This is a genomic window from Clostridium kluyveri, assembly GCF_001902295.1.
Classification (GTDB): domain Bacteria; phylum Bacillota; class Clostridia; order Clostridiales; family Clostridiaceae; genus Clostridium_B; species Clostridium_B kluyveri_B.
In genome coordinates, this window is record NZ_CP018335.1 from 767,708 (window position 1) to 780,559 (window position 12,852).

The following is a 12,852-nucleotide window of genomic DNA, read 5'->3' on the forward strand; positions in this document are numbered from 1 at the left end:
TCCTTTAGTAACTATTTATTTATATAATTTTAGGCGGTGTGGGGTTTTATTTCAGCCCCGCTTGCTTAAAGATTGATTCTAATGTTTTCTTTTTTAAGTCCTTGTGTCCGTGTATTGGCACTTGAACTTTACACTTTTTTGCCGGATGAATGAATTGTGCATGTGAACCATTCTGATTCTTCTTAACCCATCCATTCGCCTTTAGAAGTTTAATAACTTCTCTTGCTGTCATTTCTCTCCCTCCCTACAATTATATTATAACGCGTATTGTAACACACGTAAATAGTTTTTAGAAAGTCTTTAAAAAATTTGGTAGGCTTTACTCTTGTGTATAAATATGGATAAACTATTACTATATTGTTACAATTAAATAAAATGTACATAAATGGGGGAAGGGATTATATTGGAAAATAAAAACTTAGTAAAATGTAAAGTTTGCGGTGCAGATATTGCAAAGAATGCCCCAAAATGCCCACATTGTGGAGAAGACTAGCGAAATTTTTTTATGCGACATAAGGTATTATCTATAATAATTATTTTAATAGTATTGGATGGTATTGGTTCTGCACGGAATAATGGGGATGATAAGACAGCTACTACAAATTCTACAAAACAGGATACTACTAATAACGCCACAAAACCTAAAGTAAAAGACAAAAAATATAGTTATGATAAGTTCATGCAGATTGAAATAGGTATGACTTACGAACAGGTTAAAGTAATTCTAGGAGATGATACAGAAGAATTTTCTACAGGTGATGGAGAGACTAAAACTATAGCATATAGATGGAAAAACAGTGATGGAAGTAATCTCTCTGTAACGTTGCAAGGGGATAGAGTCATGAATAAGACACAAACATTTTTACAAAGCATGGATGTTAAAATAACTATGGATAAATATAATCAAATTGAAAATAGAATGAGTTATGACCAAGTAATTGTGGATTTGATTGGTGGAGGCGAGGGGAGTCGAACCCCTGTCCGAAAGACCGCTATTGCAGTTATCAACCCAGCATTATCAATGTGTTTCACAGTTTTATATTAAAAGTCCTTATCGGAGTGTCTGATTTTTACTGTTATTTACATTATAGCATAAGAGAGTTGAAAGTAACATACCAGAAAATATTGGTTATAGCGAAGATAGTTACAATGCAACCAAATGTAACCAAAATAAAACATACCAATTGATAATCTATTGATAATACTACTTTTCACGTTATAAATTATCTTTCACGTTGCAGGATGTTTTTACCTCTTTTAGCTGAACTATATCCAGTTTACAAGGGGTTCTTCCCACATTGCCTATTCTTCAATTTCACAATATTCTCTCTGTAAGACTGCGAATAATCAATCCTAAACCTTGTTATGACCTCTGGATATAAGTTACCTGTGAAAGCCACTGTTCTTGAGGGGCTTTAAAATGAGTTTTAAAGAGGGAAGACAAAATTAAGCCATTCTATGTAAAACACCCCCAATACATCCACTAATTCACAAATCACAAACACAAATAAATAAAAAAGCCTATATGATATATGGAATCTCATTGAGTTCCTTGGAAACAAAAACAGATAAATGATATGACATAGGTAAGTGTAACGAAGTCATTGTTTGTTTTAGATGGTGCTTTTAAGATTACAGGAGAAGGGTTTATAGAACGATAGAAAGATAATCTTTTTTCGGTTGGAACTGTGGGATAGTAAGAAGAGATGTTAACAGTGCTATCAAGATGATAGTACCGAGAGGGTAGTAAAAACAGGTGTAAAGGTAGATGGTATAGGTACCTTCCTCGTTGGGGCAAGATGTCTCCACAAAAAAACAAGAGGATACTCCAATATAAATATGAGTGGTGCTGATTACTATGAAGTTGATAAGCTAGCAATTGTCAAAATCATTCAAAGACATGAAGACGAACTTGTTCCAGATGGAGCAGTAAAAATTAAGGGTAAAGAGTTTCATGAACAGTATAGTCAAGATGACGAGACTGTGAAAATCATTCAAACAGGAATAATGATTGATGGATGGAGTTCCTACACTAGAGAAAGAAAAACTCGGAGAAATAAAAGGGTCGCCTACAGGCTGTAGACGAGCTAAATAAAGCAGGATATTAATACATAGGTACAATTTTGAACTCATCTGATTTCTTCTAAGAGAATATAAAAGTTTTAGAGGACAGCTCAAGTTTGGGCAGTCAAAACCAAAGTCTATATTCAACATTTAGAAAACGGAAAGTCCCGTTTTGGGGATTTTTTTCATATCAAGTACCTATAAAACAGGATGAAGTTGGTAAGTATAGAAACTCAATATAAAAAAATTAGATGGGCGGAATTTTCCGCTGGAACTCATGTCATCAAATACAATATGATGGAACAATAAAAGAATATTACCTATTTTCTAATTAATTATACTACTCTTTTTAAAGCTAGTAAGAGTAGTGCAGTTATCTTCTTTATCAGTTTTTGCACAAATTCCATACCACATATCATTTGGATAATCCTTTTTTATTATTTGGTCAAAATAGTATATTGTTGATGGGAGAAAGACATTGGGATTAGAATATACATCATATACAGTATCTATTATTTTCTCGCCATTATACTCTAAATCATATAATTTATTAGCCCATATAACTCCAGGCTCACTAGCGTATTTAACAATGCGAATTTTAGCTGGTTTTCTATCTTTAATATTCTTAACAAAGTCCTCTAGTTTATCAATATTATAAATTTCAGTATGATATTGTGTCGTATCTGATGATAAGTTGGAAGAAGTAATTTCTACAAAGTTTCCTTGTTTTATCGCTTTTTTAAAATATAAAGATTTATTATTTAAGATATCATTTTTCTTAATAATATTTTGATAATGCGATGGTAAATCGTAATTTTTGATATGCTCAAAACTATTGACTTCAACACCACCCGCTCCATTTACTGTAATTGTAATACGGTCAACACCTACCCCAAGATGTGGCCCAACATATGGTTTTACCTGTATTTTAAGAACAAAAAGAAATGTACGATAACCATTAGGTCTCTCAGCACTTAAAATATCAGTTGCCCAAGGGTCAACTGTGGGTATATCAGTTAGAAAGTTTGTATAATAATCCGCTACTGATTTCTGTATATATGGCGAAAGTAGCGAGAAGGAAATATCTTGATATAGTTCTTCTCTTGATTGTTCTGGTGGCTTATATAGTATGTTATCACCATATATTTTATTAGCTGACACAAAAGTAAAACATGGAAATTGTAAGCATAAAATCAAAGCTATCAAGATTGGAATACTTTTATAATTTTTTTTCATTATCATCACTCTCATAAATATTCTTACTACTTATTATCCCCAAAAACAATTTTTATCTTCTGGCAATGTGTTTAAGCATTGTATTTATATGGAATACCAAAAATGTATTTCAAAAGGGTGTACCTCTTTTCAGATAACTTTATAAACTGCCCAAATCACACTTCTCACACACGAGACACATCTTTCTCACAATATTGCCAATATTTCCGTAATTCGTGTTCATACGGTGTAAATCTAGTTATATGAAGAATTCATAAAAATAGGGACTAAAATACTAAGTCATTACAGCTAGTTCCGTGAAACACACATTAAAAAAACTAAGATATGGAGTCACACGCCAGTCTCACTATTGTTTGAATACTCAGACAATCATTCCCAAGGAAATAAACAGTAAAAACAGGAGGGAGGTATAACTTTCCTCTTATTTTTTTGTCACAAAATTAATTTTTCTCCTACATGGTTAGTGTTAAACAAAGTGAAGTTGACGAGCGAAAAACAAGGAGGTATGAGCATGGGTTAATAAAAATACTTAAATTCAACAATATTCCATGTCACAAAATAAAGTTTTTACCTACATGATTAATGAGAAACAAAATAAAATACCGGCGGGTAGGAACGCAGGAGGAAATAAAATGATGATGTATAAAATTAAATTAGAAAGAGAAATAAGACCAGAGGATAAAGAAAAATTTATATGTGTTACAGCTCACGAGTATGACTATGAAGAAGATTGTTATGAACGTATGGATTTTATATACATTAAAGATATATTTTCTAAAAAGTTACCACACGATATTAACTATCTTGTTATTCAGCAAATTTATGACCAACTTTTCAATCCAACAAAAAAAGTTTTAAAAGCAACAAAAAAGAAATTGAAAACTGCCACTACTTACTTGGTGGAACACGAAAACTTATGTCAGGATACTCTATTGTCATACGCTAGAAAGATAGCTTTACTAAGTAGAGAAGTTAAAGATAAAGAGGCACAGTTGTATAAATATAAGTATTGTATAAAGACACTTTATTATACTATGCCTGAAGATGTTTACAATAAAATCCAGATAGAAAAAACAAACCATCAAATACAATATTTAAAAGATGAGTTAAATTTTCAAAAACAAATATTAAAACAAAATAAGGCTAGTTCTAAAGTTAACAACAAGTTATAAGGACAAGATAAGCCACAGATTAATTTCCGTGGCTTCTTCTATTTTTCAAGTAACCATAGATATTGCTATGAGAACTATTATCCTGCCACTAGTGTTACAAACTGGTTAGGAGGTATCCTTAACAATCCTCGTAGTCCTGTTACTACGTACCAGTCCTACTACCTATTTTTGTAATTAAATAAGGAGTTTTTTATAGATTTACAAAGATGAGTAGGAGAGCCGAGTGATAACGAGGTGAATCCAACAACCGAAGCGTAGCGAAGGGCGTTAGTTAACAGTTATTAGTGGTTATGTTGATATATACCTTTCTTTAAGGGATTACTTGTGAAACCCAGTGATAGAGCCATTTTAAAATTGTTTTGGAACTTTTTTTTACAGAAAAGTGGCAAAGGTATATTTATCATGTCTATGAATCTGCGAAGAATCCGCAAAAGGTTTAGTTAGATAGTGTTAAAAGATTACTAAGTATAGGTAGTAAAAGATAAAGGTACATGGATAGTAAGGTAGGAGCAGTAGGACATGAAAATACTGCTTACTTTAAATATTCGGGGGTATCTGTTATGGGAAAGGAAAGCTTATTAGAGAGAGCTAGCTTTGAATTGGGAAATTTTGAGCTGAGATTATTTGTTTATGCCCTAAGTAATGGCGGTACTGTTGTCCTAAGTAAGAAAACAATGTGTGCTTTAACTTCTACAAAAATAAATAATGTGAACAAGCAATTGAAGACACTGGATTTTAAGGGAATAGCGGAATTAGATTTAATAGAGGGTACTGTGTTTACTTTGAGAGTTGTTAAACAGCTTGAGGGAGGTATTGCAAATGTCTAAAGTCACTGTAATAGACTCAATAATGGGAACTGGCAAGACAAGCTGGGCAATTCAATATATGAGCGAAGCACCTTTGTTAGAGAAGTTCATCTATATAACACCATTTTTGTCAGAGGTAGAAAGAGTTAAAACTTCTTTATCTGACATGAATTTTAAAGAGCCTTCCGTTAAGAATAGAAAGGGGAGCAAACTTGAAGGATTAAAGCAGTTACTTTCCAAAGGAGAAAACATAGTATCAACCCATGCACTGTTTAAAAGATGTGATGAAGAAGTTATAGAGTTATTACAAAAAACAGGCTATACGTTGATATTAGACGAAGTAGCTGATGTTGTGGAACAGTTTGAAATTGTAGAGGAAGATATTAGCATACTATTTAAAAGCCAGACAATTATTGAAGATGATAAGAAGTGGATTAAGTGGGTTGGAACTGGCAGGTCTTATAATGGTGGACTTAAAGATACTATGGAAGCCTGTTTTTTAAATAATGTATACCACTATGGCAAAAAATTCTATATATGGACATTTCCAATACAGATATTTAATTCCTTTGACAATGTATTCATACTCACATATATGTTTGAAGGAAGTTTACAAAAATATTACTTTGATATTTTTAGCACTGAATACACGTATAAATCCGTTACAAAAGTAGGAGATAGATACGAACTAACTGAATACAAAAAACATATTGATTTGATATCTATTGCCGAATTACTTCAAATCTATGAGGGAAAATTAAATGATTGTGGTAAAGGCGAATACACTTTCTCTGCTACAGATTTAAAAAGGCTAAAGAATAAGCCAGTACTATTAAGGTTAGTACAGAATAATATGTCAAACTATTTTAAACATATATTGAATAGCAAATCAAATGAGAATATGTGGACAACATTTAAAGACACTCAGAACTCTCTAAAAGGTAAAGGATATACTAAGGGTTTTGTTCCAGTTAATTCTAGAGCCACTAATGAATTTAAGAATAGAACAGCGCTGGCATATATAGCCAATAGATTTACACAGCCACATATTAAGCAATTCTTTAAGGCTCACGATATAGAAATCAATGAGGATAAGATAGCCTTGTCCGAATTAGTACAATGGATTTTCAGAAGTGCTATAAGAGAAGGCAAAGAAATCAACCTGTATATTCCGAGTGAAAGAATGAGAGGTCTGTTAAAAGGCTGGTTAAGCTAAAAACGGAGGAAGCCAGTATTATACATTGGCTTCTTTTTCTTGTTTATAGGCAAAAATTTATCGAGTTATTATAGTAAAAAGGCAAAAAACTGCTATAGGTTTTTCTACTACTTTTTTAAACTTCAAGTGGATTTTGAATATTCTTCTCTACGTTTTACTTCTCAAATATATTGCTGTTACTTAACAATATGACAACGTCACCTCCTAATGTAGTATATTGATATATAGATTTAGTATGTTTCTGTAATTATATGAATAACCATGCAAAGTATGGAAAATAATATAATTATAAGAAAGAGGTGTATATAGAAATGAAAAATATTTATAAAAGTGCTGTAGTGGTGGTGGCGTTTCTTACTTTAACTGCTGTAGGATATACATATTCAAAGTATTGCAATAAGTTAACTGTTAATAAAGCAATAACCAGTAATACAGTACCGACCAATACAAAAACTTCATCAAATAGTTATACTGAAAATTCTATAGTTCCATTTTCATCAGATATTGTAATTTACAATTCCCATCCAGAAGAAACTTATCCATCTGGTAAGAATGTAACTGATGTTGGTGCTTCAATTAATGATGAACTCACTAAAGTAGGATTAAATAGTAGCTTTATAAAAGTTACAGCACCTAAAGAATATACAAAATCATATGAAAATACACGTAATATAATAACAAAAAATGTAAAGAACTATGCTAACACAACTTTATTAGATGTATCTAGAGATACAGTTGATAGTGGTACATCAGATACAAAAAAAATAAAGTTAATACTTACTCAGGCCAGTCCGAGATATGAAGAAAATAAGAAATTCGCTAACCAATTGTTAGAACAGCTAAAAAAGGCTAATGGTGTTACGGCAGAAATAGTTGAATTTAATATAGATACATTGTCGTATTTAAATGAGGATTTGTCTAATAATACTGTCCTTATTGAGATTGGAAATGATAATTCTAGTGACAGTGATATTCAACAAGGTGTAAATGTATTAGCTGCGTCATTAAAGAACATACAAAATAAATAGTTTCTATGAAAACATAAGCACACAATATTTAATTGTTATCCAAAATCCACCAATTAATACTGTGTGTTTGTATTTTTACACAGTTTTTTCTTAGAATCTTTTAATCAATTAGAAGTTTTAATATGAAATTTTGTGAACAATAGGTTAGCGTTGTAACACTTGATAAGATAGTATTCAGTTTATTTGAGATTTCTTAATATAACATTTACTATATTTTAGGCTCAACGGTTTTAAATATAAATCTTAATACCATTATGACTGACGCAAGTCTATATTTTATCTCAATCGGAACTGTACTACTATCAATCATGAAATCTAAAACATACTGCGTAGGAATTTTTGCAAATTTGGCAATAGTATCGGCACTAATCTTATGCACTTCAATTAGAACTTCTAAAAATGCTTTAAATTTGAAATCTGGTTCTTCCTTTGAAAGAGTGTCTAACATAAATATTAAATTAGTAAAAGAACGCTTTTCTTCAAATCCTGCTGGTATTTCAATCTTATCTCCGTCACTTTTTCCTCTCAGCAAATGTGATAAGCATTCTGTACTCATTCCATAATCTTTCTTCAATGTATTTATTGTTTCTTCTATATCTTTGTTTCCAATCGCTTGGATTTCTTCTGCCATTGTTATCACCTCTTAAAATTGATATCTCTAAAACTTAATTCACATTTAGCTACAATTTAGGAACTAATTCCATGAAATGGCCACTTTCTTAATATTTTTATTTACTAATTTAAGTGCATGTATTATCAAATTATAGTAGTGTTTATTTATCGTTTCCTTTATATGTTCATTAGGAACACTTAATATTATTTTCTCTCCTGCTTCAACTGTACTTGAAGATATTGGTTCAATGAATTGCTTATATGATATTGAAGTTAACTCTTCTTTAATTATAGCTTTAGCTTCTTCCCAAGCGGTTTTAGCAGTATTACTTTTCACTATATTGGAGATAATTGTATCTTCATTACAGGGTGTTGCTTGTTCTTTGATAATAATGGCCTTTTCAGTTCTCTCAACCTTTTCTAATATAACCTTTAACATATCTAAAATTTCTTCATTCATTTTAAATTCCTCCATTTATGTATTACAAATTTTATCATAATCATATTATACAATAAGCTAAAGGGAAAATATTATACTATCTTTTAGTGAATATTGATTAGAAATCATGTAGGTGCGATGTAGGTGCTGTGTCCTGTACTTCGTGGACTTTTTATACCATTTCCTGTATTTTAGCATATCGGATACCCTATCCGCTTGTCCTTATGGTGTATATTGGCAGGGTTATTGGCAGAGGTTGACAGATATATACTCTTGGCAGTATCGTCCTGTTATACCTTAAAATTCACAATATTACCATTACCATCCATTGTTATACTATTATTGTATACCCTCCCACTAACGTACTATTGACATAATTCTGCTATAGGTTGTTGCTAGTGGTTCCTCATAAATACACTTTATTTCTATTTAATTCCTATAAATTCACTTAAATAAGTTTACTTCTCTTTGCATTGAAATCAATGGAAAATTACCCAACCAACGGTGGAATACCCACAGGTGCCCTGACATCCTGCCTATTGAAGATATACATACCATTTTTAAACTTCGACTCTGTTAAAGAATAGTGTTGAAAATTCACTGCAATCTGTAAAATTATGTATAATAGGGCTATACAAATGATTATGGAGATTCTGTTATACCAACTATAGAGCTAGTAAAAAAATATATGGAGGTTTTAGAAACAACAGGACAGAAAGAAATTCTACATCATCTTGAAGAAGTGTTTGTATTAGGTTCATTTGTTACAGAAGTTAAGGAAAACAGATTTTCAAAGGCAAAAGTCTGCCCTCATTGTGGTCAGAAATAGGTGTCCAGAAATGGAAGGTATGATAGAAGGAAATCCATATGTAATCCGTGTAAAATATTTGTAATTCTACACTTATGTGATATATAATTAAACAGGTGAACAATCGTAAGATATGACGAAACAAGAATGGGTGGCGATTATTTTTAGGGAGGTAAACAAATTGCTTAAAGAACTAATGGAAGAAGAATTAAAATTGATGGGATTGAACTCTCTCGAACACCCTATATTTTATAATTGCCAATATGGTATCCGTTTTGAAATAGGTGTTGGAAATGTATATAACAAAGATATGACTCCACGAAAAGAATATGTTGAAAGTGCTTTGAGTCGTGCTATGACTATATATAATAATGGAATAAAATCTCCAACGTTATTAATGTGGGAAGTATATCCACAAGGCGAAGAAGATAAGAGTGATTTTGAAATTCTCTTTTCAAAAAAGATTATATCAATTTTGCCACAGGAGGAATTTTCACAGGATATAGATATTGATAATGAAGTTATAAAGCGAACCCAATTATATTGGGATTTGAAGAAATCCAATATTCCAATGAATAAAGTATTTCGTGAAATTATTATTGGTGATTTAGGTGGCTCGGAGGACTTTATTTCGTCTATATACTTATTTGATGTTGAAAACCATGTTATGCTTCATCTGTATGATGATAGAGGGCTTGATATTGTTGCCTATGATAAGAATAAATTAATTCCAATTTATCAAAAATTGAATACATGGATACTTGATTATGACCGTAAACAAATAGATAAGATATTTTTTGTTTAGATTTAGGTTACAATATTCTTTTGTTGGTTATTAATGGTAAATATAAGATATTTAAACAATAGTAAGATTATTATGCAACAATAATAAATAATCTAAAATTTAAGATTTATATTTTGGGGGAATATTTAATGAATAAAAATATATTATCATTTTTTACAAAATTTATTTGTAATCTATATATAATATGTACTATAATTATGCTTTTTATTGTTTACAACAATATAGAAAACAATATTATTTCAAGATTTGGGATGTGTTATTTTTATTTAACGCTTTTTGTGTTTGTATATATACCATTTATTACTATTTTTAATTCAAGAAAGTTAAAATGGGTTGAAATAAAGGAAAGGCTGTTTAAATTTATTGCTTTGTCTATTTTATTTGGTGGTCTAAACTATGTTTTTGATTATGTTTTTAGACCTTCAAATATAGATTTATTTAGAGAATTTTCAATTGCTTTAGGTTTAACCTTTGGTATTTCATTTATTGACATTATATTATTGGGAAGAAAAATAGAGTGATTGATACGCATAATTCATAATTCAAGTCATAAATGTAATTTTTTACAAAAAAGACTTTGGTAAAAGGAGTTGAAACTCATAGAACCAATTAGAATAATTAGAAAAATCAAATTAAAATATTTAGAATTATTTCTTTTAAGAGAAGGATATTATGGAAAAATAATTAGTTATATGCTATTTATTGATTTTAACAGACCAAGTACACTAAGTGATTTTCCCTATCTTAAACAATTTGAAGATAAAAATGATTTTGGTAGAAGTAATTTCATTAAGGTTATATTTTTCGCAAATAGTATATTAAATGATGGAATGAAACAAGAAGTATTGAGTATTGCAGGTGGTTTTTTAGAAGATAAAGAAGATTGTGACTGGAATGCTGACTTTGAAGTAATTCCTAATAATAATTATGATATAGATGAAACTTTAAACTATGTAGATACTTTCGTTAAAGATAAATATGACTTAAGGATATGTCTAAAAAACATACCTTATTCTAAGTTTAATAATTTATCCCAAGATTAATAGTTTTACTGCACATTAATTATACTATTCGAAACAATAATCTACATATTATTAATGAAATAAGAGTTCACACATGTTAAAATGACATATAGATTTTAGTAATTGGAGGAATAAAAATGCGAATAGGTTTTTTTGACTCTGGCATTGGAGGCATTACTGTATTACATGATACATTAAAAATGTTACCTAATGAAGATTATATATATTATGCAGATACATTAAACGTTCCATATGGGCCAAAGCCCAAAGATAAAGTTAAAAAGTATATTTTTAATGCTGTAGAGTTTATTATCCAACAGGGAGTTAAGGCAATAGTTATTGCTTGTAATACTGCTACAAGCGTAGCAATCAAAGAGTTAAGGGCTAAATACAGTATTCCAATCATTGGTATGGAGCCTGCCGTAAAACCCGCTATTGAAGAAAACAAAAATATAAATAAACGAGTTCTGGTAACTGCTACAGCATTGACTGTGAAGGAAGAAAAACTGCAAAATCTTATCGCCAAATTAGATAACGAACATCTCGTCGACTTATTACCTCTTCCAGGATTAGTCCAATTTTCGGAAAGACTTGAGTTTAATGAAGAAATAGTAGTACCTTATCTTAAAGAACAGTTATTTAAATATGATTTAAGTAATTATGAAACTATTGTTTTAGGGTGTACCCATTTTTCTTATTATAAGGACATGTTTAGAAAATTACTTCCATCACATGTAAATATAATCGATGGAAACATTGGTACTGCAAAGAATCTAAAAAGAATTTTGAAAGAAATGAATTCCTTAAATGAAGGTAATGGTAGTATTACTTTCTATAATTCAGGATTCAAAATTGAGGATAAAGCTGAATTAGATAAATATAACAGACTATTCAAAAGGCTGGATACCATCAATGAATAAAATTAATTTTGGAAATTCTAATATTAAGAAGCAATATTCTTAGAAGTATTAAAGAAATATTAGATTATTGTATAACTGCTTTTAAATAATGGTAACCTACTAAAAAGAATTACTATTGAGGTGATAAGTTTGAGAAAATCACTTTTTGCTTTATTTTTAGTGTTATTAATAACTTTTAATATTCCATTAAATATTAAGGCATCTTCATATAATTATGTTAAATTTGGATTAAAAGAACATTATATTACACCTGAAAATTCAAAAGAGAAATTATATAGGGATATGCTTATGACACTATTATTGCCTATTTTACAGAATACAGTTGATAATTACTATAAAGAATATTTATCAGTATCTCCTATGGTAGCACCTTATGATATTTCGGTATTAAGAATGGATAGACTAGGTGAGAATGGAACATTTGATTTCCGTTTAAAGTTAGAGCTCCATCCGTATGTTGGTCCACACCTTGATGTAGGACTTGATTATATTACTATTAAAATAAATCCAGTAGATAAAGTTAAAATTGAAAAGTTTGAGCATATTAAGAATTATGAGTTACCATCATACTATCAAAATATTATAAAGAAGAAATTACCATAATATAAATAAAGTTATAATGTTCTTTAAATATGAAAAGTTCTCTTAAAAAATAATAGACTATCAGCATTATTTTTTAATATAGCCTAAACTTTAGATATATAAATAGTATAAGTCAGTAATA

The 12,852-nt window shown here is 30.0% G+C and carries 16 protein-coding genes and 1 pseudogene; 13 read left to right on the forward strand and 4 right to left on the reverse strand.

Going from position 1 to position 12,852, the window contains the following annotated elements; all coding sequences use genetic code 11:
* Nucleotides 1-46: 46 nt before the first annotated feature.
* Entirely contained in the window at nt 47-232 is a 186-nt protein-coding gene (locus BS101_RS04090; RefSeq protein WP_073537665.1) for a type II toxin-antitoxin system HicA family toxin, read from the reverse strand.
* Between the two features lie 171 nt (nt 233-403).
* On the opposite strand from BS101_RS04090, the gene BS101_RS22615 reads away from it, so the two are divergent.
* The 3 genes from BS101_RS22615 to BS101_RS04105 all read left to right on the forward strand — a co-directional run bounded on the left by BS101_RS22615 (nt 404) and on the right by BS101_RS04105 (nt 2,082).
* On the forward strand, nt 404-493 hold the full coding sequence (locus BS101_RS22615) for a zinc-ribbon domain-containing protein (RefSeq protein WP_198039565.1): 90 nt from the start codon (nt 404-406) through the stop codon (nt 491-493).
* Nucleotides 494-505: 12 nt separating this feature from the next.
* The gene (locus BS101_RS04100; protein WP_242951400.1) at nt 506-1,045 is read left to right on the forward strand and encodes a DUF3862 domain-containing protein; all 540 of its coding nucleotides are present in this window, start codon (nt 506-508) and stop codon (nt 1,043-1,045) included.
* Nucleotides 1,046-1,839: 794 nt separating this feature from the next.
* Nucleotides 1,840-2,082 carry a hypothetical protein gene (locus BS101_RS04105; protein WP_073537666.1) on the forward strand — a complete coding sequence of 81 codons (243 nt, stop codon included), beginning with the start codon at nt 1,840-1,842 and terminating at the stop codon, nt 2,080-2,082.
* A 309-nt stretch (nt 2,083-2,391) separates the two neighbouring features.
* Here the strand turns inward: BS101_RS04105 and BS101_RS04110 are convergent, their stop codons facing one another.
* Nucleotides 2,392-3,300, reverse strand: coding sequence for a DUF3888 domain-containing protein (locus tag BS101_RS04110; protein WP_073537667.1), 909 nt, complete (start codon nt 3,298-3,300; stop codon nt 2,392-2,394).
* A 632-nt stretch (nt 3,301-3,932) separates the two neighbouring features.
* Here BS101_RS04110 and BS101_RS04115 point away from each other — a divergent pair.
* The 4 genes from BS101_RS04115 to BS101_RS04130 all read left to right on the forward strand — a co-directional run bounded on the left by BS101_RS04115 (nt 3,933) and on the right by BS101_RS04130 (nt 7,522).
* On the forward strand, nt 3,933-4,472 hold the full coding sequence (locus BS101_RS04115; RefSeq protein ID WP_073537668.1) for a hypothetical protein: 540 nt from the start codon (nt 3,933-3,935) through the stop codon (nt 4,470-4,472).
* Between the two features lie 491 nt (nt 4,473-4,963).
* Nucleotides 4,964-5,299: a hypothetical protein gene (locus BS101_RS04120; RefSeq protein WP_073537669.1), complete on the forward strand. Its 336-nt coding sequence runs from the start codon at nt 4,964-4,966 to the stop codon at nt 5,297-5,299.
* Nucleotides 5,292-6,494 carry a hypothetical protein gene (locus BS101_RS04125; protein ID WP_073537670.1) on the forward strand — a complete coding sequence of 401 codons (1,203 nt, stop codon included), beginning with the start codon at nt 5,292-5,294 and terminating at the stop codon, nt 6,492-6,494. Before BS101_RS04120 ends, BS101_RS04125 begins: the two co-directional genes overlap by 8 nt.
* Nucleotides 6,495-6,805: 311 nt before the next feature.
* A complete protein-coding gene (locus BS101_RS04130) occupies nt 6,806-7,522 on the forward strand; it encodes a stage II sporulation protein P (RefSeq protein WP_073537671.1) in 717 nt (238 codons plus the stop codon).
* A 208-nt stretch (nt 7,523-7,730) separates the two neighbouring features.
* Here BS101_RS04130 and BS101_RS04135 read toward each other — a convergent pair whose 3' ends face one another.
* Nucleotides 7,731-8,153 (reverse strand): HTH domain-containing protein, encoded by a 423-nt coding sequence (locus BS101_RS04135; RefSeq protein WP_073537672.1) that lies wholly within the window; start codon nt 8,151-8,153, stop codon nt 7,731-7,733.
* Between the two features lie 63 nt (nt 8,154-8,216).
* Nucleotides 8,217-8,594, reverse strand: coding sequence for a DnaA N-terminal domain-containing protein (locus tag BS101_RS04140; protein WP_073537673.1), 378 nt, complete (start codon nt 8,592-8,594; stop codon nt 8,217-8,219).
* A gap of 667 nt (nt 8,595-9,261) precedes the next feature.
* On the opposite strand from BS101_RS04140, the pseudogene BS101_RS23225 reads away from it, so the two are divergent.
* The 6 genes and pseudogenes from BS101_RS23225 to BS101_RS04165 form a co-directional block, all read left to right on the forward strand.
* Nucleotides 9,262-9,399, forward strand: a pseudogene (locus BS101_RS23225) (IS1595 family transposase); the annotation flags it as partial.
* 163 nt (nt 9,400-9,562) lie between these two features.
* Nucleotides 9,563-10,186, forward strand: a complete 624-nt coding sequence (locus tag BS101_RS04145; protein ID WP_073537674.1) for a DUF3885 domain-containing protein — start codon at nt 9,563-9,565, stop codon at nt 10,184-10,186.
* Between the two features lie 128 nt (nt 10,187-10,314).
* Nucleotides 10,315-10,707: a hypothetical protein gene (locus BS101_RS04150; protein WP_073537675.1), complete on the forward strand. Its 393-nt coding sequence runs from the start codon at nt 10,315-10,317 to the stop codon at nt 10,705-10,707.
* Between the two features lie 69 nt (nt 10,708-10,776).
* On the forward strand, nt 10,777-11,229 hold the full coding sequence (locus BS101_RS04155; RefSeq protein WP_073537676.1) for a hypothetical protein: 453 nt from the start codon (nt 10,777-10,779) through the stop codon (nt 11,227-11,229).
* Nucleotides 11,230-11,345: 116 nt separating this feature from the next.
* Entirely contained in the window at nt 11,346-12,128 is a 783-nt protein-coding gene (murI, locus tag BS101_RS04160) for a glutamate racemase (protein WP_073537677.1), read from the forward strand.
* 129 nt (nt 12,129-12,257) lie between these two features.
* Nucleotides 12,258-12,731 (forward strand): DUF3888 domain-containing protein, encoded by a 474-nt coding sequence (locus tag BS101_RS04165; protein WP_073537678.1) that lies wholly within the window; start codon nt 12,258-12,260, stop codon nt 12,729-12,731.
* The last annotated feature ends 121 nt before the right edge of the window (nt 12,732-12,852 follow it).

Coding starts and splice junctions, on each gene's coding strand:
- BS101_RS04090 (WP_073537665.1), bottom strand. CDS start 232: ATGACAGCAAGAGAAGTTATTAAACTTCTAAAGGCGAATGGATGGGTT.
- BS101_RS04100 (WP_242951400.1), top strand. CDS start 506: ATGCGACATAAGGTATTATCTATAATAATTATTTTAATAGTATTGGAT.
- BS101_RS04105 (WP_073537666.1), top strand. CDS start 1,840: ATGAGTGGTGCTGATTACTATGAAGTTGATAAGCTAGCAATTGTCAAA.
- BS101_RS04110 (WP_073537667.1), bottom strand. CDS start 3,300: ATGAAAAAAAATTATAAAAGTATTCCAATCTTGATAGCTTTGATTTTA.
- BS101_RS04115 (WP_073537668.1), top strand. CDS start 3,933: ATGATGATGTATAAAATTAAATTAGAAAGAGAAATAAGACCAGAGGAT.
- BS101_RS04120 (WP_073537669.1), top strand. CDS start 4,964: ATGGATAGTAAGGTAGGAGCAGTAGGACATGAAAATACTGCTTACTTT.
- BS101_RS04125 (WP_073537670.1), top strand. CDS start 5,292: ATGTCTAAAGTCACTGTAATAGACTCAATAATGGGAACTGGCAAGACA.
- BS101_RS04130 (WP_073537671.1), top strand. CDS start 6,806: ATGAAAAATATTTATAAAAGTGCTGTAGTGGTGGTGGCGTTTCTTACT.
- BS101_RS04135 (WP_073537672.1), bottom strand. CDS start 8,153: ATGGCAGAAGAAATCCAAGCGATTGGAAACAAAGATATAGAAGAAACA.
- BS101_RS04140 (WP_073537673.1), bottom strand. CDS start 8,594: ATGAATGAAGAAATTTTAGATATGTTAAAGGTTATATTAGAAAAGGTT.
- BS101_RS04150 (WP_073537675.1), top strand. CDS start 10,315: ATGAATAAAAATATATTATCATTTTTTACAAAATTTATTTGTAATCTA.
- murI (WP_073537677.1), top strand. CDS start 11,346: ATGCGAATAGGTTTTTTTGACTCTGGCATTGGAGGCATTACTGTATTA.